The 26002-nt window shown below is 74.6% G+C and carries 22 protein-coding genes; 16 read left to right on the plus strand and 6 right to left on the minus strand.

The annotated features are described in order from the left end of the window. The first annotated feature begins 6 nt into the window (after positions 1-6). The 7 genes from ACIQMJ_RS30235 (at position 7) to ACIQMJ_RS30265 (ending at position 9066) form a co-directional block, all read left to right on the plus strand. Positions 7-288: a PAAR domain-containing protein gene (locus tag ACIQMJ_RS30235; protein WP_499764400.1), complete on the plus strand. Its 282-nt coding sequence runs from the start codon at positions 7-9 to the stop codon at positions 286-288. Position 289: 1 nt separating this feature from the next. Next, the gene (locus tag ACIQMJ_RS30240; protein ID WP_499764401.1) at positions 290-703 is read left to right on the plus strand and encodes a GPW/gp25 family protein; all 414 of its coding nucleotides are present in this window, start codon (positions 290-292) and stop codon (positions 701-703) included. After that, positions 700-2643: a putative baseplate assembly protein gene (locus tag ACIQMJ_RS30245; protein ID WP_499764402.1), complete on the plus strand. Its 1944-nt coding sequence runs from the start codon at positions 700-702 to the stop codon at positions 2641-2643. The genes ACIQMJ_RS30240 and ACIQMJ_RS30245 overlap by 4 nt, the downstream gene beginning before the upstream one ends. Next, positions 2640-3155 carry a phage tail protein gene (locus ACIQMJ_RS30250; protein ID WP_499764403.1) on the plus strand — a complete coding sequence of 172 codons (516 nt, stop codon included), beginning with the start codon at positions 2640-2642 and terminating at the stop codon, positions 3153-3155. Before ACIQMJ_RS30245 ends, ACIQMJ_RS30250 begins: the two co-directional genes overlap by 4 nt. A 521-nt stretch (positions 3156-3676) precedes the next feature. Next, on the plus strand, positions 3677-4516 hold the full coding sequence (locus ACIQMJ_RS30255) for an NADase-type glycan-binding domain-containing protein (RefSeq protein WP_499764404.1): 840 nt from the start codon (positions 3677-3679) through the stop codon (positions 4514-4516). A 3-nt stretch (positions 4517-4519) separates the two neighbouring features. Then, the gene (locus ACIQMJ_RS30260; protein ID WP_499764405.1) at positions 4520-7666 is read left to right on the plus strand and encodes an HYR domain-containing protein; all 3147 of its coding nucleotides are present in this window, start codon (positions 4520-4522) and stop codon (positions 7664-7666) included. Positions 7667-7761: 95 nt separating this feature from the next. Beyond that, positions 7762-9066: a COG1470 family protein gene (locus ACIQMJ_RS30265; RefSeq protein WP_499764406.1), complete on the plus strand. Its 1305-nt coding sequence runs from the start codon at positions 7762-7764 to the stop codon at positions 9064-9066. Positions 9067-9120: 54 nt separating this feature from the next. On the opposite strand, the gene ACIQMJ_RS30270 is transcribed toward ACIQMJ_RS30265, so the two are convergent. The 3 genes from ACIQMJ_RS30270 to ACIQMJ_RS30280 form a co-directional block, all read right to left on the minus strand. Next, positions 9121-9747, minus strand: a complete 627-nt coding sequence (locus ACIQMJ_RS30270) for a helix-turn-helix transcriptional regulator (RefSeq protein WP_499764407.1) — start codon at positions 9745-9747, stop codon at positions 9121-9123. Between the two features lie 66 nt (positions 9748-9813). Beyond that, on the minus strand, positions 9814-10488 hold the full coding sequence (locus tag ACIQMJ_RS30275) for a response regulator (protein WP_499764408.1): 675 nt from the start codon (positions 10486-10488) through the stop codon (positions 9814-9816). A gap of 2 nt (positions 10489-10490) precedes the next feature. Next, a complete protein-coding gene (locus tag ACIQMJ_RS30280) occupies positions 10491-11138 on the minus strand; it encodes a sensor histidine kinase (protein WP_499764409.1) in 648 nt (215 codons plus the stop codon). Between the two features lie 214 nt (positions 11139-11352). Between ACIQMJ_RS30280 and ACIQMJ_RS30285 the strand changes: the two genes are divergently transcribed. Beyond that, positions 11353-12357, plus strand: coding sequence for a radical SAM protein (locus ACIQMJ_RS30285; RefSeq protein WP_499764410.1), 1005 nt, complete (start codon positions 11353-11355; stop codon positions 12355-12357). A 4-nt stretch (positions 12358-12361) separates the two neighbouring features. Here the strand turns inward: ACIQMJ_RS30285 and ACIQMJ_RS30290 are convergent, their stop codons facing one another. Then, entirely contained in the window at positions 12362-13345 is a 984-nt protein-coding gene (locus tag ACIQMJ_RS30290; RefSeq protein ID WP_499764411.1) for a PHP domain-containing protein, read from the minus strand. A gap of 114 nt (positions 13346-13459) precedes the next feature. Here ACIQMJ_RS30290 and ACIQMJ_RS30295 point away from each other — a divergent pair, with 114 nt between their 5' ends. Beyond that, on the plus strand, positions 13460-14092 hold the full coding sequence (locus ACIQMJ_RS30295; RefSeq protein ID WP_499764412.1) for a TetR/AcrR family transcriptional regulator: 633 nt from the start codon (positions 13460-13462) through the stop codon (positions 14090-14092). Between the two features lie 11 nt (positions 14093-14103). Here ACIQMJ_RS30295 and ACIQMJ_RS30300 read toward each other — a convergent pair whose 3' ends face one another. Continuing rightward, entirely contained in the window at positions 14104-15297 is a 1194-nt protein-coding gene (locus tag ACIQMJ_RS30300; protein WP_499764413.1) for a serine hydrolase domain-containing protein, read from the minus strand. Positions 15298-15454: 157 nt separating this feature from the next. Between ACIQMJ_RS30300 and ACIQMJ_RS30305 the strand changes: the two genes are divergently transcribed. The 6 genes from ACIQMJ_RS30305 to ACIQMJ_RS30330 all read left to right on the plus strand — a co-directional run bounded on the left by ACIQMJ_RS30305 (position 15455) and on the right by ACIQMJ_RS30330 (position 24463). Then, positions 15455-18202, plus strand: coding sequence for an ATP-binding protein (locus tag ACIQMJ_RS30305; RefSeq protein ID WP_499764414.1), 2748 nt, complete (start codon positions 15455-15457; stop codon positions 18200-18202). 100 nt (positions 18203-18302) lie between these two features. Next, positions 18303-20423, plus strand: coding sequence for a molybdopterin oxidoreductase family protein (locus tag ACIQMJ_RS30310; protein WP_499764415.1), 2121 nt, complete (start codon positions 18303-18305; stop codon positions 20421-20423). Positions 20424-20434: 11 nt separating this feature from the next. Continuing rightward, positions 20435-22180, plus strand: coding sequence for an AMP-dependent synthetase/ligase (locus ACIQMJ_RS30315; RefSeq protein ID WP_499764416.1), 1746 nt, complete (start codon positions 20435-20437; stop codon positions 22178-22180). 70 nt (positions 22181-22250) lie between these two features. After that, positions 22251-22505: a hypothetical protein gene (locus ACIQMJ_RS30320; protein ID WP_499764417.1), complete on the plus strand. Its 255-nt coding sequence runs from the start codon at positions 22251-22253 to the stop codon at positions 22503-22505. A gap of 9 nt (positions 22506-22514) precedes the next feature. Further along, positions 22515-23090, plus strand: coding sequence for an ArsR/SmtB family transcription factor (locus ACIQMJ_RS30325; protein ID WP_499764418.1), 576 nt, complete (start codon positions 22515-22517; stop codon positions 23088-23090). Between the two features lie 53 nt (positions 23091-23143). Then, positions 23144-24463 carry an alpha/beta hydrolase family protein gene (locus ACIQMJ_RS30330; protein WP_499764419.1) on the plus strand — a complete coding sequence of 440 codons (1320 nt, stop codon included), beginning with the start codon at positions 23144-23146 and terminating at the stop codon, positions 24461-24463. On the opposite strand, the gene ACIQMJ_RS30335 is transcribed toward ACIQMJ_RS30330, so the two are convergent. Next, positions 24464-25375: an RNA polymerase sigma-70 factor gene (locus ACIQMJ_RS30335; protein WP_499764420.1), complete on the minus strand. Its 912-nt coding sequence runs from the start codon at positions 25373-25375 to the stop codon at positions 24464-24466. A 126-nt stretch (positions 25376-25501) separates the two neighbouring features. Between ACIQMJ_RS30335 and ACIQMJ_RS30340 the strand changes: the two genes are divergently transcribed. Continuing rightward, positions 25502-25888, plus strand: coding sequence for a DoxX family protein (locus ACIQMJ_RS30340; RefSeq protein WP_499764421.1), 387 nt, complete (start codon positions 25502-25504; stop codon positions 25886-25888). Positions 25889-26002: the final 114 nt, after the last annotated feature.

Here is a 26002-nt window from a genome sequence, read left to right on the forward strand (position 1 = left end):
GGGGACGTGCCACCAGCGGCGAGGGTCGGCGACCCGACCGGGCACCCCGGCGTGCTGGCGCCACCGGGCGTGCCGACCGTGCTCATCGGCGGCCTGCCCGCCGCCACCGTCGGCAACCCGCACACCTGCTCGTTCCCCGGCCTGCCGCCGCACCCGCCGACGCCCGTGCTGCCGCCCGGCTGCCCGACCGTGCTCATCGGCGGCAGGCCCGCGGCCCGCGTGGGCGACCTGGCGGGCTGCGGCGCGCCGGTCCTCGTCGGCTGCCCGACCGTCCTCATAGGAGGGTGACGTGGACTTCATCGGCCGCGGGCTGGCGTTCCCCGTGCACACCGACGCCACCGGTTCCGTCGCCCTCGTGGGTGGCGAGCGCGAGATCGTGGAGAGCATCCGCCTGATCCTGGCCACCGCGCCGGGCGAGCGGCCGATGCGGCCGGAGTTCGGCTGCGCCATCCACGACCTGGTGTTCGCGCCCGCCGACGCGGCCACCGCCGGGCGCATCGCCTACGAGGTGCGGCTGTCGCTGGAGCGTTGGGAACCGCGCATCGCGCTCACCGACGTGTCCGTCGGCTTCGACGAGGTCGACCAGGGCACCCTGCTCATCGACATCCGGTTCGCGCTGCGCGGCACGAACGACCCGCGCAACCTGGTGTTCCCCTTCTACGTCATCCCGCCGCACGAGGCCGACGAGGAGGGCACGCCGTGACGTCCCTGCCCACGCCCAACCTGGACGACCGCCGCTTCCAGGACCTGGTGGACGAGGCCAAGCGCCGCGTGCAGCAGCACTGTCCCGAGTGGACGGACCACAACGTGTCCGACCCCGGCGTCACGCTGATCGAGGCGTTCGCGCACATGACCGACGAGCTGCTGTACCGGCTCAACCGCGTGCCCGACCTGCACTACCTGCGGTTTCTCGACCTGATCGGGGTGACGCTGTTCCCGCCGACCGCGGCGCGCGGCGACGTCACGTTCTGGCTGTCCGCGCCGCGCGACGTGCCGGTGGTCGTGCCCGCGGGCGCGCAGGTGGCCACCGAGCGCAGCGAGGTCGAAGACCCCGTGGTGTTCACCGTGGACCGGGAGCTGGCGATCGTGCCGTGCGCGTTGACGCACCTCGTGACCGCGGTGGAGGACGTGTCGATCCCGCCCGCCGACCGAACGGACGAGCTGCGCGACGGCAAGTCGCCCGAGGTGTTCGCGTCACCGCCCGCGCCCGGCGACGCCGTCCTGTTCGGGCTGTCCGACGCCGTGCCCGGGTGCGCGGTGCTGCTGCGCGTCGAGGCGCACGCCGAGGGCCGCGGCGTCGACCCGCGTGACCCGCCGTGGGCGTGGGAGGCGTGGAACGGCTCCGGCTGGAGCCCGTGCGAGGTGGACCGCGACACCACCGGCGGCCTCAACCAGCCCGGTGACGTGGTGCTGCACGTGCCGCACTCGCACGCCGTGTCCGTCATCGCCCGGCACCGCGCCGGGTGGCTGCGCTGCCGGGCCGTCGCGCCCGCGCCGGACCGGCCGTTCTACCAGCGCCCGCCGAAGCTGGCGTCGGTCACCGCCGCCACCATCGGCGGCACGATCGGCGCCACGCACGCGGACGTCGTGCGCGGCGAGACGGTCGGCGTGTCCGAAGGCGTGCCGGGGCAGCGGTTCCCGCTCGCCCGCACGCCGGTCGTGGTGGACGACGGGGCGCTGGTGGTGGAGGTCGCCACGCCGGACGGCTGGGAGCAGTGGACCGAGGTGCGGTCGTTCGCCGAGTCCGGGCCCGCCGACCGGCACGTGGTGCTGGACCGGGTCGGCGGCGAGGTGATCTTCGGGCCGGCGGTGCGGCAACCCGGCGGCGGCGTGCGGCTGTACGGGGCGATCCCGGCGAAGTCGGCCGCGATCCGGGTGCCCGAGTACCGCACCGGCGGCGGGCTGCGCGGCAACGTGGCACGCGGGTTGTTGCAGGTGCAGCGCGACCCGGTGCCGTTCGTGACGGCGGTGGCGAACCGGCGGCCCGCGTCCGGCGGGGTGGCGGGGGAGTCGGTGCGCGACGCGGCGGTGCGCGGGCCGTTGCTGCTGCGGACCCGGGACCGGGCCGTGACCGCCGAGGACTACGAGGTGCTGACGCGGGAGGCCGCGCCGGAGATCGCACGCGTGCGGTGCGTGCCCGCGAGCCCCGGGTCGGCGGCGGTGCGGGTGCTGGTCGTGCCGTCCGTGGGCGCGCACGAGGAGTCGGACTTCGCCGCGTTGCAGCCCGGTGCGGACGTGCGCGAGCGGATCGAGCGGTTCCTGGAGGAACGCCGGTGCGTCGGTGCCCGCGTGTCCGTCGAGCCGCCGTACTACCAGGGCGTCACGGTGGTGGCGCAGCTGCGGGCGAAGGCCGGGACGCCCGAGGACGTGCTGCGGGCCCGGTCGGTGCAGGCGTTGTACGACTACTTCAACCCGGTCAGCGGCGGGCCGGACGGCGACGGGTGGCCGTTCGGGCGGCCCGTGCAGTCCGGTGAGGTGTTCGCGGTGTTGCAGCGGTTGGCCGGGGTCGAGCTGGTCGAGGAGATCAAGCTGTTCGGGGCGAACCCGGTCACCGGCGAGCGCGGCACCGCCGTGGCCCGCCTCGACCTGCCGGTGAACGGGCTCGCGTTCTCCTACGGCCACCAGGTGCGGGTGGCGCGATGACGACACCGCACCCGCTGGCCGAGCGACTGCCCGCCGTGTACCTGGAGGACGGGTTCACGCAGCGGTTCCTGGTGGCGTTGGACGAGGTGCTGGCCCCGGTGTTCACCGCGTTGGACGGTTTTCCGGGCTACCTCGACCCGCGGCTCGCGCCGGAGGACTTCCTGGAGTGGCTGGCGCACTGGGTGGCGCTGGACGTCGGCGAGGGCTGGCCGGTGGCGCAACGGCGGGCGCTGGTGGCGCGGGCGGTCGAACTGCACCGGTGGCGGGGCACGCGGCGCGGGCTGGCCGAGCACGTGGCGCTGCTGACCGGGGGAGACGTCGAGGTGCGCGACAGCGGCGGCTGCACGTCGACCGACCGGCCCGGCCTCGCGGTGGCGGACGACCCGCCGAGCGTGCACGTCCGGGTGCGCGTGGCCCACCCCGTCGACGTGGACCGGCCCCGCCTGGCCGCCGCGATCGCCGCCGCGGTGCCCGCGCACGTCGCGGTTGAGCTGGAGGTGGTGGGGGAATGATCGTGTGCGCGCAGTGCGGGGAGGGCAACGCCCCGGGCTCGGAGTTCTGCGGTGCCTGCGGGACGTACCTGGAGTGGGAACCGCAGTCCGCGCCGGTGCCCGGCCAGGTCGTCGGTGAGCCGGGGCAGGCGGGGCAGGCCGGATGGGCAGGGCAGGTCGAGCAAGCCGGTCGGGCAGGGCAAGCAGGGCAGGGCGGGCACATCGGGCAAGGCGGAACAGGATCGGCCGGGTCTGGACTCGGCGGCCCGGGTCCTGTGGGCTTGAGACCGGGCGACTCAGGGCGTGTGAACTCGGGGGCGGGCGGTTCGGGGGTGGCTGGGGCGGGGCCTGCGGATTCCGGGGCCGGCGGAGCGAAGGCTGCGGGGGCGGCGTCGGCGTCGTCGGGAGCAGGCGGTGGAGGAGCGTGGGCTGGTGCGGTGAATTGTGAAGCGTTGCATTTCCAGTCGCCGCAGGGTGGTGCGGGTCAATCGGAAGGGTTGCAATTCGAATCGCGGCAGCCCGATCAGCGGCAACCCGAAGCCATGCAACCCGAAGCCATGCAGCCCGGGGCCATGCAGCCCGCCGAGCGGCGATCCACCGCCCACCACCGACCGAGGCTGACCGAGCGCCGAACGGCCCGGCCCGGCGATCTCATCTGCGGCCAGTGCGGCGAGGCGAACCCGCCCACCCGCAAGTTCTGCGCCCGCTGCGGCTCGGCGCTGGTCGAAGCCGCGGTCGTGGAGGAGAAGTGGTGGCGCAGATTCCTGCCCCGGCGCAAGCCGCCCACGGCGGGCAGCCGGCCCAACCGCCGCGTCGGCGTCGTCCGCCGCCGGGTCGGCCGGGTGCTCCGCTGGTCCTTCGTCGCCGCCCTCCTGACCGTCGTCGGCGCGTACGGCCTGGTGCCGTCGTTCCGCAGCCTGGTCAACACCCGCGCGATCGCCCTCGTCCACGAGGTCAAGGACATCGTCGGCACCGACCTCACCCCCGTCCGCCCCACCGGCATCGCCGCCACCGCCGAATCACCCGACCACCCACCGGCCCTGGCCTTCGACAACGCCACCGACACCTTCTGGCTCGCCCCGGTCGCACCGCGCCCACCCGCCCTGGTGCTGGACTTCGGCCGCGAGGTCGACCTGCGCGAGGCCATCGTCCGCGTCGGCGACCCGGCCGACCTGCAAGCCGCGCACCGACCCAAGAAGCTGCACCTGGTCTACCCGACGGGCCGCACCTTCGACGTCGACCTCGCCGACACCCCGGACCCGCAGACCGTCCGGCTCGAAGGCGTCGCGAGCACCGTCGAGGTGCACGTGGTCGAGTGGCACGGTTCCCTGCGCGGCAACGAGATCGCGCTCGCCGAGATCGAACTCTTCGCGGTGAGGTGAACCGTGAGGCACCTGGCGCTCGTCGCGCTCCTGCTGGCCGGCCTCGTCGTCGCCCCACCCGCGACGGCACAGCCGCGAGCCCTGGCCCCCTACCGGATCGCCGTCACCCGGGGCGACCCCGGGGACATCTGGACCACGGACGCCGGGGGCGGCGATGCCCGGCAGCTCACGAACACCCCGGACGAGGGGGAGTCCGAACCCGCCTTCTCACCCGACGGCACCCGGATCGCGTTCACCCGGTCCTACGGTGACGGCTCCGACATCGTCATCACCGACGCCGACGGCGGTGACGAGCGGGTCCTCGCGTACGGCCGCCACCCGTCCTGGTCGCCGGACGGCACCATGGTGGCACTCCTCTCCGGCGTCGAGATCCGCGTGGTCCGGGTGTCCGACGGGGCCGAGCTGACCACCGTCCCCAAACCTCGCCACACCCTCGGCCACGACGAGAAGCCGTCCTGGTCGCCGACCGGGGCCGTCATCGCGTTCGGCCGCCACACCGACGTCCTGCTCACACCCCGGGTCCAGCCCTACCTCGTGGGCGCGTCCACCTCCGCCACCGGCACGTTCACCACGACCGCGACCGTCCGCACCCCGTTCGTGCCCGCCCGCCCGGAGATCGTGTTCCTGCTCGACACCACGTCCTCCATGACCACCACCGTGGACACCATCCGCACCACCATCCGCACGGTGATGGAGCGGGTCGCCACCGCCGAACCCGGAGCCCTCTTCGGCGTCGCCACCTACCAGGACGCGTCCGACGGCCCGGGCCGCTACCGCCTGGTGCGCAACCCGACGACCCGCGACGTGCTCCAGACCGTGCTCGACGAAGGCACGAACTTCCCGATCGGCGACGGCGGCGACTTCCCGGAGGACTGGTTCAACGCCCTGCACCACCTCGCCGCGGACCGCGGTGCCGACGGCCGCCACACCACGTTCAGCGACGACGCCGGCGTCACCCGGATCGTCGTGCTCGTCGGTGACGCGGCCAGCCACAACAGCCCCGACACGTGCGACCTCGTGCTCTACCCGGACTGCCCCGGCAGCGCGCCCTACCGGACCGAGCAGGAGATCACCACCGACCTGACCGACCGCGACATCCACCTCGTCGGCGTGCCCGTGCTGCTCCCGCCGTCGTACCCGGAGAAGCTGGACAGCCGGCAGCAGGTCACCCGGCTCGCCGCCGCCACCGGCGGGGTGTCGGCCGACGGCCACGAGCCCGACCGGATCGTGGCCGGCATCGAGCACGGCATCACCCGCCTGCCGGTGACCGTCACGCCCGAAGCATCCTGCCCGCCCGGGGTCACCGTCCGGTTCACCCCGCCCACGGCCCGCGTCCCGGGCGACACGGACGTCACCTTCACCGAGACCGTGACGCTGGGCGAGGTGCCCAGCGCGCGGGCGGCGACCGACCTGGAGTGCCACGTCCGGTTCAGGTTCGACGACGAGCTGCCCGCCGAGAACCACGAGCAGTTCATCGGGATCGACCGGGCCGACGCCGCACTGCCGACCGTGGTGGTCGGCGCGCACGCCGCACCCAGCCCGAACCGGACGCCCGTGCCGGTGGCGTTCACCGCGACCGCCACCGACGCCGCCGGCGCACCGCTCACCCCGACGTGCGACGCCACGTCCGGCTCGCCGTTCCCGGTCGGCCTCACCACCGTCACGTGCACCGCCACCGACCGCGCCGGCCGGACCGGGCGGGGGAGCAGCACGATCACGGTGTACGTGCCGGAAAGCGGGGCCACCGACGACATCTGGCTCGCCCGGCTCGACGGCGGCGACCTCGTGCAGCAGATCGACCTGTCACCCTCGTTCGCCACGCCGTGCGGCCGGCAGGACTCCGCGCCCGCCTGGTCCCCGGACGGCAACCGGCTCGTCTACCGGCATGGCGACGTCCTGTGCGTGGCCGACGCCACGGGCGCGAACGCCACCCCGATCACCTCGGGCGGCGAGACACCGGACGACCCGGCGTGGTCGCCCGACGGCGCGTCCGTCGCGTTCACCATGAGCGGTCCCGACGAGCACCTGCGGGTGTGGACCGTCCCGCCCCCCGGCGGCACGCCCGCCGAACTGGTCTCCTTCGCCGAGCAGGACGCCGACCTGCCCGCGTTCGGCGGGCTGCCCGACCTGGTGGTGACCGGGTCCGCCGCGCCCGCCGCCGTCCCGTTCGGCGGGTCGACCACCGTGCTCCTGCGGGTGACCAACCGCGGCTTCGCGCCGGCGGTGGACGCCGAGCTGGCGCTGGTGCTGCCCGCCGGGCTGGCGGTCGAGGGGATCACCACCGACACGGGCACGTGCGCCGCGACGGGGTGCGCGTTGGGCCGGCTCGCCCCGAACGCGACCGCCGAGGTGCGGGTGACCGTGACGGGCACCGCGGCCGGGGCGCAGGTCCTGCGGGCGAGCACGTCACCGGACGTCAACCCCGGCGACAACCGGGTCGACGTGCGGGTGGGCGTGGCCGACGAGGTCCGGCCGCCCGACCACCCCGGCTCGCTGTCGCTGGCCGTCGCCCTGACGCCGCAGGACGGTTATGTCGGCGGTGACGCCCTGGTGCTGTCCTACCGGGTGCGCAACGGGGCGTCCGTGCCGATGACCGACGTCCGCGTGGTCACGTCCCTGCCGCCGCTACTGCTCCCGGTCGGCGCGGTCACGGGCTGCGCGGCCGACGGCGCCACGTGCCCGCTCGGCACGCTCGCGCCCGGCCAGGAGGCCGAGGTGCGGGTCGCGCTGCCCGCCAAGGCCGCCGTGGACACGACGGCGGGCGGCTCGGTGCTCGGCGTCGGCCCGGACACCGACGCCGCCGACAACACCGCGGCCACCCGCGTCCTGGTGCGGCAGCCCGTGCTCGCCGTCGACCCCGGCACCGGGCCGACCGGGTTCGTGCCGCGCGCCACCGGCCGGTCGTTCCCGCCCGGCGCGACCGTGCGGCTCGGCTGGACGGCCGGCCTCTCGCCGACACCCGGCGAGGTGGTCGTGCGGCCCGACGGCACGTTCGAGGCGCAGGTCCTGGTGTTCCACAACGACCGCATCGGCGTGCGGCAGCTCGAAGCGGCGCCCGTCGTGGGCCCGGCGTTCGGCCCGGTGCGGTCCGGGGACTTCCTCGTCGTGCCCAGGACGCTGCAACCACCCGACTTCGCGTCCCGGGAGTGACGCCCGGCGGCTGCCCGTTGGGGCAGCACCGGACGCACCCCGCCCCACCCTTCCGCCACCTGCCGCGCCGGCCCGACCACCGGAGGATTCACGTCATGGGCGCAACCGCGACGCTGTCCGCCACCGGCTTGGCCGTGGCCCCCGGCGAAGACGCCACCTGCACGGTCGTCGTGCGCAACACCGGAGACCTGGTGGACGAGTTCACCGTGGACGTGGTCGGCGACGCGGGCGCGTGGGCGACCGCCGAACCGGCCTCGGTCAACCTCGTGCCCCGGGCGTCCGCCTCGGTGGTCGTGCGGTTCGCGCCGCCGCGCGCCGCCGAGGTGGCCGCGGGCCCGGTGGCGTTCGGCGTGCGGGTCACCTCGCGCGAGGACCCGTACGGGTCGGTGGTCGAGGAGGGCGTGGTCGAGGTCGGCACGTTCACCGACCTGTCCGCCGAACTCGTGCCGGCCAAGGTGGAGGCGGGTGCGCGGGGCCGGTTCGAGGTCGCCGTCGACAACGTGGGCAACCACCCGGTGGCGGTGCGGCTGAGCCCGACCGACCCGGACGGCGAGCTGGAGTTCAGGCTCGACCGCACCGACGTGGTGCTCGCGCCCGGCACGGCGGCGTTCGTGAAGCTGGTCGCCAAGCCGCGCGACACGTTCCTGCGCGGACCGTCGCAGCCGCGGCCGTTCCGGGTGGAGGTGGTGCCGAGCTCCGGGCCGCCGCTGTCGGCCGCGGGCACGCTCGTGCAGCGGCAGCTGCTGCCCCGGTGGCTGCTGCCCGCGCTGATCGCGCTGCTCGCGTTGGCGGCCCTGCTGGTCGGGCTGTGGTTCACCGTGCTGCGGCCGGCGGTGAAGTCCGCCGCGCGGGAGGCCGCCGAGCAGCAGGTGCAGGAGGTCAAGACCGCCGTGGACCAGGCGCAGCTCGGCGCGGGCGAGGCGCGGGAGCAGGCGGAGGACGCCGAGGCGAAGTCCGAGGAGGCCATGAAGGCGGCCGGGCTGGACCCGCAGGCCCCTCCCGGCTCGCCGCCCACCGCGAAGCCCGGTCAGCCCGCCGGGGAACCGGGCGAGCCGACCGACTTCCGGGTGGCCGCCGACGCCGCGGTCGTGGCCGACCCGGACGTGTTCACCGACTTCACGTTCACCCCGCCTGCCGACAAGACGTTGCTGATCACCGACATCGTGCTCCAGAACCCGCGCGGCGACGCCGGCACGGTGCGGGTGCTGCGCGACGCCAACGGCACCCGCGGCGTGCTGCTGGAGGTCGGCCTGGCCAACTTCCGCGACCTCGACCGGCACTACGTGGAGCCGCTGCGGTTCAAGCCGGGCGAGCGGATCGTGGTGCAGGTCAGCTGCCAGAACCCGGACGGGAAGGGCAACTGCCGGCCGGCGGTGTCGTTCGCCGGCCGGGCGGTGTAGGACCGCGCTGCCTCCGGCCTCGCGCGTGCTTCGGGATCGGGGCGGGGAGTGGACTCAGATCAGGCCCTCGCGCAGCGCGAACGCCACGGCGTGCGCGCGGTTGCGCAGCTGGAACCGGTTGGTGATGTCGTGCAGGATCGACTTGACCGTGCGCTGCGAGTAGCACAGCTTCTCGGCGATCTCGCGGGTCTCGAAGCCGTCCGCGATCAGCCGCAGCACCTCGGTCTCCCGGTCGGACATGCCGGCCATGGACCAGCCGTGGGGGTTGAGCACGGTGCGCTGCAACCGCGACACGCGGTCCAGCAACCGGCCGAGCAGGTCCGGCGGGAGCGCGCCCTGGCCCGCCGCGGTCGCCTTCACCAGGCGCACCAACGTGTCCGGCGTGGCGTCCGAGCGGCGGACCACCGCGGACACGCCGCTGCCGACCACGTTGAGCAGCTCGGGGTCGGCGATGTCGCCCGCCACCAGCACGATGCCCGCGCTGCCGGGCGCTTGCAGCCGGCGCAGCAACTGGCGCGCCTCGCCGTCCAGCCGGTCGAGCACGACCAGCGCGACCGTCGCCGGTTCGGTCGGCTCGACCAGCCTGATCTCGGGCCGCGACCGCAGCGCCGCGGTCACCCCGGCCCTGGTGATGGAGTCCGTCGCGTGCAGGACGACCGCGATCCGGTGGTGTGCGTCCATGTCCGTGCTCCCGCCCTAGTGCCCCGGTGTGCCACCGCAATCGTGGCTTCCCGGCGCGTCCCGGCACTACGGGCGCACCGTCCCGAACTGTCCCGGGTCGTCGCCCAGACCGGCCTGCTTCGCCCGGGACACCGCCTGCGCCCGGTCGGCCACGTGCAGCTTGCGCAGGATGTTCGACACGTGGTTGCGCACCGTCTTCGGGCTGAGCACCAGCGACCGGGCGATCGCGGAGTTGCCCCGGCCGTCGGCCATCAGCCGCAGCACGTCCCGCTCCCGCGCGGTCAGCTCCGGGAACGCCTCCACCCGCTCGCGCGGCGCGGTGCCGAAGTAGGCCAGCAGCCGCACCGCGATGGCCGGGCTGAAGATCGCCTCACCCTCGCCGACCGACCGCACCGCCCGCAGGATCTGCGTCGGCCGGGACGCCTTGAGCAGGTAGCCCAGCGCGCCCGCGCGCATCGCCGCGAACACCGACTCGTCGTCGTCGAACATGGTCAGCACCAGCACCCGCACGGCGGGGTCGTGCGCCACGATCCGCCGCGTCGCCTCGACACCGCCCAGGTCGGGCATGTTGAGGTCCATCACCACCACGTCCGGGTGCAGCGTGGCGGCCAGCGACACCGCCATCGCGCCGCCCGACGCCTCGCCGACCACCTCGGTGTCGGGTGCGGCGGCCAGCGCGGCGGCCAGGCCGTAGCGGAACAGCGGGTGGTCGTCCACGACCAGCACCCGCAGCGCCGGCACGCTCACACCCCGCCCGCGAGCGGCAGGTCCGCCGCGATCCGGGTGCCGCCCGCGGCGGCGTGCTCCACCCGCCACGTGCCGCCGACCTCGCGCGCCCGGTCGCGCATCGAGCCCAGCCCGACGCCGACGCCCCGGCCCGGCACCAGCCCGACGCCGTCGTCCACCACCTCGACGTGCAGGCAGCCGTCGAACCGCAACCGCACCGAGCAGTGCCGCGCGCCCGCGTGCCGCACGACGTTCGTCACCGCCTCGCAGATGATCCGGTACGCCGCCAGTTGCACGGACACCGGCAGTTCCGGCACGCCGTCGCACCGCACGTCCACCCGCACCGGGTGCCGGTCGGCCAGCGACGCCACGTGCTCCCGCACCGCGCCCGCCAACCCCAGTCGCGCCAGCACCACCGGGCTCCCGCCCGCGGCCAGCCGGCGGACGTCGTTGACCGCGGTGTGCACCTCTTCCTCCAGCCGCGCCAGCAGCGGGCCGGCCGCCGCGGGGTCGTGCGCGGTCAGCTGCCTGGCCGCGCGCAGCCCGAGCGCGATGGCCGCCAGCGCCGGCCCCAGGCCGTCGTGCAGGTCCCGCAGCAGCCGGCGTCTGGCGTCGTCGGCCGGGTCGTCGGCGGCGTCGTCGGGAACCATGAACTCGCGGCGCATGTCCCCTCCCCCACTGGGTGAGCGCGCGGGCCGCCTCGCCGTGACGCCGGGCCGCCTCGCCTGTATGGAGAGTCGCCGGGTCGTCACGTGGCGTTTCAATTACCGGCGAGGTTCCCACGTTGGGGGGAATGGCTACCAAGAGTGGTGGCGGATCGACGTATCACCCGGCTCCCTGCGTGCTCCATAGGAGTAGCGAGCACCACAGGAGGGTGGCATGGGGCAGATGAGTGGCCGGGCGGTCCTGCAGGTCCACCCGACCAGGCTGTGCAACCTGCGCTGCTTGCACTGCTACTCCAGCTCGGGGCCGGACGTCGCCGAGTCGATCCCGATCTCCGTGCTGGCGGCCGTGGTCGCGGACGCGGCCCGGCTCGGCTACGACGTGCTGAACGTGTCCGGCGGCGAGCCGTTCCTGTACCCGGAGCTGCCCGCGCTGCTGCGCGCCGCCCGCGCGGCCGGGATGCGGACGACCGTGACGACGAACGCGGTGGCGTTGACGCAGCGGCGCATCGGGCTGGTGCGCGGCCTGGTCGACCTGGTGGCCGTGTCGCTGGACGGCGACCGCGACACGCACGACCGCATCCGGGACCGCGAGGGGTGCTTCGAGAAGGCGCTGGCGGGCATCCGGAGGCTCACCGAGGTCGGCATCCCGGTCGGCGTGATCACCACGCTGACCCAGGGGAACGCCACCCAACTGGGTGATGTCGCGCTGGCCGCCGTCCAGTCCGGCGCGCTGCTGCTCCAGGTGCACCCGCTGGAACCGGAGGGTGCCGCGAACCGGTTGATGGTCGGCGAGCGGCCGGACGCGGTGGAACTGGCCTACGCGGCGGTGGAGCTGGGCCGCATCGCCGAGGAGCACGGCCTGGCCGTCCAGCTCGACGCCGTGCCTCGCACCATGCTGGCCCGCAAGCCGGAGGCGTTCATGGCCGCCCCGGTCGACGACGCCCAACCGCTGGGCCGCTGGCTCACCCCGCTGGTGATCGAGGCGAACGGCGCCGCGGTCCCGGTGTCCTACGGCTTCGACCGCCGCTACGGCCTGGGCAACGTCCAGGACCGCCCACTGTCCGACCTGGCCCGCTACTGGGACGCCGCACCGTTCCTGGCCCTGTGCCGCGCCACCTGGCAACGCCTGGTCGAGGGCCGCACCGGCCCGCTGGTCCCGTGGTACGGCCACCTGGTCCGCGCCTCCCGCACCTCCCGCCCCGCCACCGCGGGCCGCTGAGCGGTCAGCGCGACAGCAGTTCGTCCGCCTCCAGGGTGTTGATCACCCGGTCCGGGGTGACGCCGCACTCCTCGGCCCGCTCGCAGCCGAACGACAGCCAGTCCAGCTGACCCGGTGCGTGGGCGTCGCTGTCGATCGAGAACGTGCAGCCCAGCTCCACCGCCAGCCGCAGCAGGCGGCCCGGTGGGTCGCGGCGCTCCGGGCGGGAGTTGATCTCGACGGCGGTGCCGTGCTCGGCGCACGCCGAGAACACGGCCTCCGCGTCGAACGTCGACTCCGGCCGGCCCTTGCCGACCACCAGCCGGCCCGTGCAGTGGCCGAGCACGTCGACGTGCGGGTTGGCCACGGCGGCCACCATGCGGCGGGTCATCTCCGGGGCGGGCATCCGCAGCTTCGAGTGCACGCTGGCGACCACGACGTCCAGCCGGGCCAGCAGCTCCGGCCGCTGGTCGAGCGAGCCGTCGTCCAGGATGTCGACCTCGATGCCGGTCAGGATCCGGAACGGCGCCAGGTCGGCGTTCAGCTCCGCGACCACGTCGAGCTGGCGCAGCAGCCGGTCCGCGGACAGCCCGTTGGCCACGGTCAGCCGGGGCGAGTGGTCGGTCAGCACCATCCAGGAGTGCCCGAGGTCGCGGGCGGCCTCGGCCATCTCCCGGATCGGGCTGCCGCCGTCGGACCAGTCGGAGTGCGTGTGGCAGTCGCCCTTCAGCAGCGCCCGCAACGCCTGACCGCCCACCACCGGCTCGCGGAACCGGCTCAGGTAGGTCGGTTCGCGCCCGGCCACGGCGTCCGCGATCACGCCGGCGGTGGCCTTGCCGATGCCGGGCAGGTCGGTCAGCGTGCCCGCCGCGACCCGCCGCTCCACCTCGCCGTCCGGCAGCGCCGCCACCACCTCGGCGGCCTTGCGGAACGCCCGGACCCGGTAGGTGGGTTCACCGGCGCGCTCCAGCTGGAACGCCACCTGCCGCAGTGCCCAGAGTGGATCCACACCCCTTGTCTACCCCGCCGCGCCCGCTGGTGCGCGTCGACGGAGCTCTCGACTTGGCCGCGGTGCGCGCGAAACGCTTGCGGCTGCCGGTGCGCGGAACCGAGGATGTGCGCCATGTCCCCACGTGCCGGCACGGTCGGGTCGCGGCGCAGGCCCAGCAAGGGCGACCTCACCTCGCAGGCGATCCTCGACACCGCCGAACGGCTGCTCCAGACGCGCTCCCTGGACGACATCGCGGTCGACGAGCTGGCCTCGGGAGCGGGCATCTCGCGGTCGACCTTCTACTTCCACTTCGCGTCACGGGAAGCGGTGCTGCACGCGCTGGCCGGCGGCGTCGTCGACGAGCTGTACGAGTCGGCGTCGTCGTGGTTGCGGCGCGGCAGCGAGCCGCCCGAGGACTCGATCCGGCGGGCGCTGGGCGCGAGCCTCGCGCTGTGGCGCAAGCACGGGCCGGTGCTGCGCGCCGCGGTCCGGGCCCGCGACACCGACCCGCTGATGCGCGAGTTCTGGGCCGGCGTCGCCCGCCGGTTCGTCGACGCGACCGCCTCGCAGATCGAGCTGGAGCGGGCCGCGGGCGTCGCACCGCCGGGCCCGGCGGCCAAGTCGCTGGCCGCGGTCCTGGTGTCGCTGAACGAGCAGGCGTTCCTGGGCCGCTCGCGGTCCCGCCGGTCGGCCGCGCGGGACCGCGAGCTGGTCGACACCCTGACCTGCGTCTGGCTGCGCTCGGTCTACGGCATCGCCGGGTAGGCCGCCCGGCCTCAGCGGAACCAGGTGCCGTCCGACGCCTGGCGGTGGCCCAGCGCGCGGTACACGGCGTCCACAAGGGACTGTCCGCGCGCGTTGACGCCCAGGCCCGGCCCCATCTTCGTCATCGCGTACCCGAACGACATCCGCGCGCCCGGGTCGGCGAACCCGAGCGAGCCCCCCATCCCGGAGTGCCCGAACGCGCCGTCCGCCATCGCCACGCCCCGCTCCACGGCGGGCAGGTGCCGGTTGGCGGCCGACTTCATGAACCCCAGCGCGAACCGGGTCGGCGCGAGCAGCATCTCGTCGTGCCCGGCCGACACCACCCCGGACATGAGCGGGACCTGCGCCTCGTCCACCAGCCGCACCCCGTTGTACTCGCCGCCCAGCGCCAGCGGCCGGTACAGCTGCGCCAGCCCGCGCGCGTTGCTCATCCCGCCGACCGACCCGTACTGCGCCGCGTGCGCCTCGCGCGTGTCCGACGCCGCCACGTACCCGCCGGAGTTGCCCATCAGCAGCGACTGCATCGACCCGGGGCTGCCCATCGCCGCCACGTACACCGCGGGCACCGCCTCGCCGCGCTCGGCCGGGATGGTCCGGGCGACCAGCGGTTCCAGGTCCTCGGGCAGCGTGAGCCAGAAGTCCAGCCCCAGCGGACCGGACACCTCCTTCTCGAAGAACTCGGCCAGCCCCATCCCGGACACCCGCCGCACCACCTCGCCGACCAGGTGCCCGAACGTCAGCGCGTGGTAGCCGTGCCGCGTGCCCGGCTCCCAGAACGGCTCCTGCCGGGCCAGCAGCCCGGTCATCAGCTCCCAGTCGAGCATCCCGCCGGCGGGCACCGGCTCCCGCACCGCCGTCAGCCCGGCCTGGTGGGCCAGCAGGTGCCGCACCAGCGTGCCCGCCTTGCCGTCGCGCCCGAACTCCGGCCAGTACTCGACGACCGGCGCGTCCAGGTCCAGCTCGCCCCGCGACGCCAGCACGTGCGCGCACAACGCCGTCGCGCCCTTGGTGCACGACCAGACGTGCGTGATCGTGTCCTCCCGCCACGGCCGCCCGCCCGCGTCACCGCCCCACAGGTCGACCACGGTGACGCCGTCGACCGTCACGTGCACGCCCGCGCCGACCTCGCCGCGCTCGGCGAAGTTGCGCTCGAACTCGGTGCGGACCTCGGCGAACTCGTCGGCGCAGGTGCCCTCGACCGTCATCGACCCTCCAGGTGCGGCAGTTGTCCGCCGCCATGGCACCACCGCGGGCCGCGCCACGTGAGTAGGGATTCCTCAGTCGGTAGGGCGGCGCGGCCGTGACGGCGGTCCGGCGCACCGCGATCGGTAGTGTGGTGTGCCCAACCAGGGGAGGTCGTCCGTGTCGCCTTTCTTCGGCCGGGAGGCCGAGCTGGCGGCCGTGTTCGACGCGGTCGAGCGCGTGCCCGCCGCCGGGCTGGTGGTGGTCGTGGTGTCGGGTGAGCCGGGGATCGGCAAGTCCAGCCTGCTGGCCGAGACGGGCCGCCGGTTGCGCGAGCGCGGCTGCGCGGTGGCCGCCGCCGAGTCGGACGACGTGAGCAGGCGCATCCCGTACGCGGCCGTGGCCACGGCGCTGCGGTCGGTCGCGGGCCCCGGTGACGTGCGGGCCGCGCTGGAGGCGCTGGACCTGACCGTGACACCGGACGCGACCTGGTTCGGCCGGTCCTGCGAGCTGGTGGCGCGGGCGTTGACGGGCCTGACCGCCGACCGGCCCGCGGCGCTCGTGCTGGACGACGTCGACCAGGTGGACGACGACTCGCTGGCCATGCTCGCCGTGGTGCTGCGCCGCGTCACGGCCGCGCCGCTGGTGCTGATCGCCGCGGTGCGCGAGCACCACCGCAACCCCGGTGTGGAGGAGCTGCTGGACCGGCTCGAACGGCACGCCGACGTGGTGCGGGTGCGGCTGGCGCCGTTGAGCGGCGGTGACGTGGCGCGGATCGTGGAGACCGTGCTGGGCACGCCGGTGGACGACGGGCTGGCGCACGAGGTGCACCACCGGGCCGACGGCAACCCGTTCTTCGCGGTGGAGATCGCCCGGTCGCTGCGCGAGCTGGACCTGGTCGCGGTGGACGGCGACCGGGCGCGGCTGGCCGTGTCGCCGTCGGCGATCCGGCTGACCAGGCGTGAGGCGGTGCTGCGGCGGGTCGCGCCGCTGGACCGGGACACCCGGGCGGTGGCGCGCGCGGTGTCGATCTTCCGGCGGGTGCGGCTGGACCAGATCGGGCTGCTGGCGCGGGTGTCGTCGCTGCCCGAGGAGACCGTGGTGGACGCCTTCGACGGGCTGCTGCGGGCCCACATCGTGGTGCGCGACAAGGACCGGGGCTACCGGTTCTCGCACGCGCTGGTCGGCGAGGCGCTGTACCAGGAGATCGGCCCGGCGCAGCGGCGGCACCTGCACAGCCTGATCAGCGCGCGGCTGCTGGACGACCGGGCGCGCGGGCTGGCCGTGGACGAGATGGAGCTGGCCTGGCACCTGGCCGAGTCCGCGCCGCCGGGCGACCTGCGCGCGGTGCGGGTGATGGCGCAGGCCGCCGCGGCGAACCGCGCCACCGCGCCGGAGACGGCGGCGGCGCTGTGCGCGCGGGCGCTGGAGCTGCTGCCGGTGGCCGCGCCGGAAAGGGCCGCGCTGCTGGCTTCGCAGTGCCGCGCGCTGGCCCACGCGTCCCGGCCGGGCGCGGCGATCGGGCCGGGGTTGGCCGCGCTGGCGGAGCTGCCCGCCGGCCCGGACCGGTCGCGGTGCGCGGTCATCGTGCTGACCAGCATGTTCCTGGTCGGGCGGTTCGCCGAGGGGCTGCGGTTGGCGGACGCGGAGGTGCGGGCCGGTGCCGCGCCGGCCGCGTTGCACGCACAGCGCGCGCTGCTGCTGCTGTTCACCGGGCGTCACGCCGAGGCGCTGGCCGCCGCCGAGCGGATCGAGGCCATGCCGCTGACGTCGGCCGCCGAGGGGGTGGTGGTGTTCGACCGGCTGGCGGTGATCACGTTGATGCTGTTCCGGCACGACAAGACGGTCGACTACGCCAACCGGGCGCTGGCCGCGGCGGACGGCCAGCCGGGGCTGGAGTTGCAGGCGCTGGCCGTGGGCGCGTCCACCGGGGCGTTGGCCGGGCTCGTGCACGACGCGTCGTGGCGGTTGCACCGGGTCGAGGAGCTGCGGGAACGGGCGGGCGGGCACGCGTTCCGCGGTGAGCTGGAGATGGCGCGGGTGGCGCTGGACTGGTTCGGCGGCGCGTGGGACGCCTGCCTGGAACGGGTGGGGCGGGCCGCGGCGGAGCTGGAGTCGCGGCAGGAGCTGATGATGCTGGACGGCCTGCGCGCGATCGAGCTGGAGGTGCGGACGTGGCGCGGCGAGCTGGACGTGGCCGCCCGGCTGGCCGCGCTGGAGCCGCCGACCAGCCCGAACATGTCCCGGCTGCACGCGTTCGCGATGGCGGGCTACCTGGCCGCGCGCGGTGACGCGGAGGGCGCCCGGGCCGTGCTGGTGGACGCGGTGGACGACGACGGGATGACCGCGTACAGCTGCGTGCTGCTGGGCCGGCTGGTCGAGCTGGACCTCGCGCACGGACGGGTGGAGGACGCGCGGCGGACGGCGGCGCGGCTGCGGGCCGTGGCGGCCGACCGGGTCGCGCCGTGGACGCGGACGACCGTGCGGCGCGTGGTGGGGGCCGTCGAGCAGGACGCGGACGTGCTGCGGGACGCGGTGCGCGAGGCCGAGGCCGGCGGGCTGGTGTTCGAGCGGGCCCGGGCGCAGTGGGCGCTGGGGCAGGTGGACGCGACCGCGGTGGCCGGGCTGCTGGAGGCTTACGGCGTGTTCCAGCGGGTGGGGGCGCACGGGCTGCGCCGGCAGGTCGGGGCGCGGCTCAAGGAGCTGGGCGCGAAGGTGCCGCGGGCCAGGGGACGGGCGCCGGGGGTGCTGACGGCGGCGGAGGAGAACGTCGCCCGCCTGGTGCAGCAGGGGATGCGCAACCGGGACATCGCGGCCGCGTTGCACTACAGCCCCCGCACGATCGAGGTCTACCTGTCGCGGATCTACGCGAAGCTCCGGGTGTCGTCGCGGCTGGAGCTGGCGCGGGTGCTGGACGGGCGGGCCTAGCCGCCGCGCTTAGTTGTTGTGGACTCCGCACTAACCGGCCGGTAACCCCGGCGTGTTGGCTGGCCGACGTCGACGTTGGGGCCGGACCGCCGGGAGACGCATGCGCACCGCTTGGACGACGTGCCCGTTGTGCGAGGCGACCTGCGGCCTGGAGCTGACGGTCGAGGGCGATCGGATCACGGCCGTGCGCGGCGACCGGCAGGACTCGTTCAGCGGCGGGTTCCTCTGCCCGAAGGGCGCTTCGCTGGGGGCGCTGGACGCGGACCCGGACCGGCTGCGCGAACCGGTGGTCCGCCGGGGCACGTCGTTCGAGCCGGTGTCGTGGGACGAGGCGTTCGCGCTGGTCGACGAGCGGTTGAACGCGGTCATCGACGCCCGCGGCCGGGACGCGGTGGCGCTGTACCTGGGCAACCCGACGGTGCACTCGCTGGCCGGCGGCCTGTACTCGGGCGCGTTGCGCAAGGCGCTGGGCTCGCGCAACTTCTTCACCGCCGCCACGGTCGACCAGATGCCGAAGCACGTGGCGTGCGGCCTGCTCTACGGCGGCATCTTCTCCATCCCCGTGCCCGACATCGACCGCACGGACTTCCTGCTGCTGCTCGGCGCGGACCCGTTCTCGTCCAACGGCAGCCTGTGGACCGTGCCGGACGCGCCGGGGCGGCTCAAGGCGCTGCGCCGCCGCGGCGGGGCGTTCGTCGTGGTCGACCCGCGGCGCAGCCGCACGGCGGCGGCGGCCGACCAGCACCTGGCGATCGTGCCGGGCACGGACGTGTTCCTGCTGCTGGCCATGGTGCACGAGCTGTTCGCCGCGTCCCTGGTCGACCTCGGGGAGCTCGCGCCGCACGTGAACGGCGTGGCCGAGGTGCGGGAGCTGAGCGCGCCGTTCACGCCCGAGGCGGTGGCGGAGCGGTGCGGTGTCGAAGCCGGCGTGATCCGGGCGCTGGCGCACCGGCTCGCGGCGGCTCCCCGGGCGGCCGTGTACGGGCGGATCGGCACCACGACGGTCGAGTTCGGCACCGTCGCCAGTTGGCTGGTCGACGTGCTGAACGTGCTGACCGGGAACCTGGACCGGCCCGGTGGCGCGATGTTCCCGCTGCCCGCGCACGCCAAGCGCGGCACGGGGACCGGCAAGGGGTTCACCACCGGCCGGTGGCGCAGCCGGGTGCGCGGACTGCCCGAGGTGGCGGGGGAGTTCCCCGTGGTGACGCTGGCCGACGAGATCGGGACGCCCGGCGACGGGCAGGTCCGGGCGCTGGTGACGGTGGCCGGGAACCCGGCGCTGTCCGTGCCCAACTCGGCCCGGCTGGACGCCGCCTTGTCCACCGTGGACTTCATGGTGTCGGTGGACCCGTACCTCAACGAGACGACCAGGCACGCGGACGTGATCCTGCCTCCTCCGCCGCCGAGCAGGCGCGCCCACTACGACCTGGCGTTCCTGTCCTTCACCGTGCGGAACGTGGCCAAGTACTCGCGGCCCGCCGTGCCGCCGGCGCCGGGCGAGGTGGACGAGGGCGAGATCCTGCTGCGGCTCACCGGCATCCTCGCCGGGCAGGGGCCGGACGCCGACCTCGACGCGCTGGTCGGGTTGTCGGGGGAGTCGGAGCTGAGCCGCGAGGAGCGGTTGCTGGACGCGCGGCTGCGGTCCGGCCCGTACGGGCTGACCCTGGCCGACCTGCTCGACCAGCCGCACGGCGTCGACCTCGGGCCGTTGACGAGCCGGGTGCCCGAGATCCTGCGCACGCCGTCCGGCCGGATCGAGCTGTGCCCGGAGCCGATCGCGGCGGACCTGCCGCGGGTGCTGGCGGCGTTGCGCGCGCCCCGGGACGGGCTGGTCCTGGTCGGGCGGCGGCACCTGCGGTCGAACAACTCGTGGTTGCACAACGTGCCCGCGCTGGTGAAGGGCAAGCAGCTGTGCACGCTGCTGGTGCACCCGGACGACGCCGCCCGGCTCGGGTTGGTCGACGGCGGCACGGCCCGCGTGACGTCCCGGGTCGGCGAGGTCGAGGCGACCGTGGAGGTCAGCGCCGACATGGCCGCCGGCGTGGTCAGCCTGCCGCACGGCTGGGGCCACGACCGGCCCGGCACGCGCCTGTCCACCGCCCGCGCCCACCCCGGCGTCAACGTCAACCTGCTCACCGACGACCTGGCCGTGGACCCGCTGTCCGGCACCGCCGTGCTGAACGGCGTCCACGTGCGCGTCACCTCGTCCGCAGTCCAGTGAGGAGCACCGCCATGCCCGTGACCACGGCGCGCGTCATCGCCGACCTGCCCTTCGTAGCCGCCCAGGCGCACGACGACCGGGTGGCGTGGCGCCACCTGCGCGACGGGCAGTGGCACGACCTGACGTTCACCGAGGTCGCCGAGTGGGTCATGGAGCTGGCGTCCGGGCTGGTGCACCTGGGCGTGCGGCCGGGCGAGCGGGTGTGCGTGCTGTCCGACACCAGGGTCGAGTGGTCGGCGGTGGAGCTGGCGGTGCTCGCGGCGGGCGGGGTGGTGGTGCCGATCTACCCGTCGAGCGCGCCGGAGGAGTGCGCGTGGATCATCGGCGACTCGGGCGCGGTGCTCGTGGTCGCGGAGGACGAGGCGCAGCGGGCCAAGGTCGAGTCGATCCGCGCGCGGGTGCCCGCGCTGCGGGACGTGGTCGTCATCGAGGACGGCGGGCTGGCCGAGCTGCGGTCGCAGGGGCGCACCGCGCCGGTGCCGGGCGAGCTGGACGACCGCCGCGCCGCGATCGACCCCGACGACCCGACGCTGATCATCTACACCTCGGGCACCACCGGGCCGCCCAAGGGCTGCGTGCTGACCAACCGGAACTGGCTGACCATGTGCCGGCTCAGCGAGGAGCTGTCGTACGTGCTGCCGGGTGACGTGGCGTACCTGTTCCTGCCGCTGGCGCACGTGTTCGCGCAGATCGTGCACCTGGGCGCGCTCTACACCGGTCACGCGGTCGCGTTCTACGGCGGTGACACGTCCCGGGTGGTGGCCGAGCTGGCGCAGGTGCGGCCGACGTTCCTGCCGTCGGTGCCGCGGATCTTCGAGAAGATCTACACCGCGGCCACGGCGGGTGTGCCGGAGGACGGGCTGCGGCAGGCCGTGCGGGTCGGGCTGGCGGCGCGCGAGCGGCAGGCCGCCGGGCAGCCCCTGCCGCCCGACCTGGCCGCCGCGTTCGAGCAGGTGGAGCCGCTGTTCGCGCGGGTGCGGGCGATCTTCGGCGGCAGGCTGCGGCTGGCGCTGTCCGGCGCGGCCCCGATCGCGGTCGAGGTGCTGGAGTTCTTCTCCGCCGCCGGCGTGCCCGTGCTGGAGGGGTACGGCATGAGCGAGTCGACGGGTGTCGGCACGGTGAACACGCCGGCGCGGCACAAGCTGGGGTCGGTCGGCGCGTTCGGCGTGGCGGGGTTGCAGCTCAAGATCGCCGAGGACGGCGAGATCCTGATGCAGGGCCCGCACGTGTTCGCGGGCTACTGGAACAACCCCGCCGCCACCGCCGAGGTGCTCACCGACGGGTGGCTGCACACGGGTGACCTGGGCGAGATCGACGACGACGGCTTCGTCACCATCACGGGCCGCAAGAAGGACATCATCATCACCGCCGGCGGCAAGAACATCGCCCCGGCGAACGTGGAGAACCAGCTCCGCCAGTCCCGCTGGATCTCGCACGCGGTGGTCTACGGCGACCTCAAGCCGTACCTGGTCGCGCTGATCACGTTGGACCGGGACGAGATCGTGCCGTGGGCGGAGGAGCGGGGGCTGCCGACGGACCTGCCCACCCTGTCCCGCACGCCCGAGGTGCGCGCCCTGATCCAGGACGTGGTGGACGAGGCCAACTCGCACTTCGCCCACGTCTCCCAGGTCAAGCGCTTCACCCTCCTGGACCGCGACCTGAGCCAGGACGACGGCGAGCTGACCCCGACCCTGAAGGTCAAGCGCAAGACCGTCCACACCACCCACGCCGCCCGCTACGAGGAGCTGTACGGCTGAACCGGCTTGCCGGCCGCCGGTCCCGCCTGATCCCCTTCGCAGGACTTCGGACGACGGGGAGGCGGGGCCGGTGGACCGGGCTGCGGTGGACGCGCTCGTGGCGAGCCTGGCCGGCTCGACGCGGGAGCAGGTGTTCCGCGAGCTGCGCGACCGAGGCCGGTCGCCGTTGGAGACGATCCACGTCGCGTCGAAGGTGCTCGGCCTCTCCCTGGCGGAGGCGAAGGCGGAGATCTTCCGGAGCCCGGCGTGGCGCGGCAGGCGCGACGACTGGTCGCGCCTGCACGACGAGCTCGACGAGGTTGCAAAGGACCCTTTGCAACGGTAGCTTTGCAACATGGTCGCACCGCGCGAGATCTCCGACGTCGACGAACTGCGCACGCTCGCGCACCCGTTGCGCCAGCGCATCCTGCGCCACCTCGGGCAGCACGGGCCGGCGACGGCCAGCATCCTGGGCAAGGCGCTGGGTGAGAGCAGCGGCGCGACGAGCTACCACCTCCGCATGCTCGCCAAGCACGCCTTCGTCGAGGAGGTGCCCGAGCGCGCGCAGGGCCGGGAACGGTGGTGGCGCGCGCCGGTGCAGGACCTCCGCTCGCCGCGCTCGCCGCAGGACCCGGAGATGCGGGCGCTCGTGGAGCAGCTCAACCAGCTCAAGCTGGCCGCCGACCAGGAGCTGTTCGCGAGCTTCCTGGCGCAGCGGTCCGAGCTGGGCGAGTGGGCCGACGCGCTGCCGTACTCGCGCGGCTCGGTGCGGGTGACGCTGGCCGAGCTGCACGAGTTCTTCGACGAGTACATGGCGCTGCTCAAGCGCTACCAGCGACCGGCCGACGAGACGCCCGCGGACGCGCGGCACGTCGCCGTGCGCTTCTTCGCCTTCCCCGTGCCCGGGACCACCCCGGGCGACCCTTCCTGAAAGAGGGCACACCCTTGATCGGCACTTCGCGTCTTCGGCATGCCCTTTTCCGGTTGCTCGCGGCACTCGCGCTGGCCTTGGCGGTCGTGCCGCAGGCCCAGGCGGAACCCGGGCTGGTCGAGCACGACATCACCTTCTCGAGTGGAGAACTGACCCTCCGCGGCACCGTCATCGCCCCGGCAACCGGCACCAAGCACCCGGCCGTGGTGATGGTGCACGGTTCCGGCCGGGTGTCGCGGGACGGCTACCGGCCCGAGGCGGAGGCGTTCGCGCGGGCCGGCGTCGTCACCCTGATCTACGACAAGCGGCCGAAGCGGTCCAAGTCGGACGTCGACTTCGAGCTCCTCGCGGACGACGCGGTGGCCGCGGTGCGGGCGCTCAAGGCACAACCGGACGTCGACCCGGCCCGGACCGGTCTGTGGGGCGTCAGCGAGGGCGGCTGGGTGGCGCCGATCGCCGCGGCCGGCTCGACCGACGTGGCGTTCGTGGTCACGGTCGGCGCACCCGGCGTGGCGCCCGAGCGCCAGCAGTCGTGGAACCTCGTCAACCGGCTCGCCGCCGCCGGCGTGTCCGGCTCCCTGGTGGACACCGTCTCCCGCACCACGCTGGGGCTGCTCGTCGGCGCGGGCCTGTTCCCCGAGTCCGGCTACGACCCGGTGCCGGTGCTGGAGCGGGTCACCCAGCCGGTGCTCGGCCTGTGGGGCGACCTGGACCGGGTGATCCCCGGTGCGGAGAGCATGCGCGTGTTCCGGGAGGCGTTGGACCGGGGCGGCAACCGCCACTACGCGCTGCGCGCGGTGCCCGGCGCGGACCACACGATGCGCCTGTCCCCGGACGGCTTCCAGCGCGGCGACGAGATCTCGCCCGCGTACCTGGAGCAGGTCACCTCCTGGGTGACGGGTGACGGGTCGCGCGCGGTGGAGGTCGGTGCGGCTCCGCAGCAGGAGCGGCAGAGCACGCCGGTGCCCGCCGGGTCGCCGGTGGTGCAGCTCGTGGTGGCCGCGCTGCTGGTGGTGGCGTTCGCCGGGTACGGGGTTGGCGCGCTGGTCCGACGCGGGCGTCGGGTGGCCGCGGTGCCGGGGCACGGCCGGGCGGCGCGGGTGCTGGCGGCCACCGGCCTGGTGAGCGTGCTCGGCCTGCTCGCCTACCTCGGCTACCTCGCGTCCAGCGGCGCGAAGAGCCTCGGCGTGGTGGTCCTGGGGCGTCCCCTGCCGTGGCTCGCGCTCCAGCTCCTGGCCGTGGCCGTCACCGCCGCCACCGTCGTCACGGTGGTGAAGCTGCGCTCCCGCCCCACGTTCCGCACGGGGCTGCTGGTCGCGGGCGGTGCGGTGTTCGTGCCCTGGGCCGTCCACTGGGGACTGCTGCTGCCCTGATCAGCGGCTCACGGCGGTCTCGCGCCGGACGTGCGACAGCTTCTCCGGGTTGCGCAGGAAGTACAGGCCGGTGAGGACGCCGTCCTCGACCCGCGCCGTCACGACGCCGTCGAGCTCGCCGTCCACCCGCAGCAGCAGCGCCGGGCCACCGTTGAGCTGCGTCGGCTCGACGGTGGTCCGCGCGCCGACGACGTCCCACCGCGCGGCCAGGAAGCGGGCCACCTTGTCCGCGCCCACCACGGGCTTGCGCGCGGCCTGCTTGAGCCCGCCCGCGTCGCTCAGCACGACGACGTCCGGCGCGAGGACGTCCAGCAGGGTTTGCAGGTCACCGGTCTCGACGGCGCGCTGGAACGCCGACAGCGCGGCCCGCGTCTCGGTCGGGGACGTGGCGCCGCGCGGTCGGCGTTCGGCGACGTGGGCGCGGGCCCGGTGGGCGATCTGGCGGACCGCGGCCGGGCTCTTGTCGACGGCGCCCGCGATCTCGTCGTACCCGAGGTCGAACACGTCCCGCAGCACGAACACCGCCCGCTCGGTCGGCGCGAGCGTCTCCAGCACCAGCAGCATGGCCGTGGACAGGCTGTCGGCCAGCTCGACGTCCTGCGCCACGTCCGGCGAGGTCAGCAGCGGTTCGGGCAGCCACGGCCCGAGGTAGGACTCCTTGCGCCTGCCCAGCGCCCGCAGCCGGTTCAACGCCTGGCGCGTGGTGATCCGGACCAGGTACGCGCGCTGGTCGCGCACCTCGTCCAGGTCCACGCCGGTCCACCGCAGCCACGTCTCCTGCACGACGTCCTCGGCGTCGGCGGCCGAGCCGAGCATCTGGTACGCCACCGTGAACAGCAGGTTCCGGTGCGCGACGAACACGTCCGTGGCGCGGCCGTCCTCGTCCGCGCGCGTCCCCGTCGTGCCGTCCATCGCCTGCCCCCGTCTCTCCCGCCGCGTGTGACGCCCGTCATGCGGCGGTCCTGTCACAGGGCTCGCCACACCGGCGTCTTATGCCCGACCAACCGCCCTGACAGGCGCTCGACCAGGAGGAACACCGTGAACCTCGCCCTGTGGATCATCACCGGCGCGCTCGCCGCCGCTTACGTCTTCGGCGGCGCCGGCAAGCTCATCATGCCCAAGGAGCGGATCGCCGCCTTCGGGCCCAGCGCCGCCTGGACCGAGGACTGGAGCGCGGGCGGGGTCAAGGCCATCGGGGCCTTCGAGGTGCTGGGCGGGGTGGGGCTGGTCCTGCCCGCCGTGCTCGGCGTCGCGCCGGTGCTGGTGCCGGTGGCGGGCGTGGGCCTGATGCTGATCATGCTCGGCGCGGCGGTCGTCCGGTTCCGCCGCGGCGAGGTCAGGCTCGTGGCGGTGGACCTGGTCTACCTGGTCCTGCTGGCCTTCGTGGTGTGGGGCCGCTTCGTGGCCGAGCCGTTCACCGGCTGACCAGGCCGGTGTCCTTCCCCGACCGGGAGCACCACTGGACGCTGTCCGGGAAAGCACTTACCGTTTCGGGTGACACCGAAGGCAGCCCGTCCCCTCCCGCCGCCACCGCGCCGC

This window comes from Actinosynnema sp. NPDC091369 (genome assembly GCF_044757065.1).
Classification (GTDB): Bacteria; Actinomycetota; Actinomycetes; order Mycobacteriales; family Pseudonocardiaceae; genus Actinosynnema.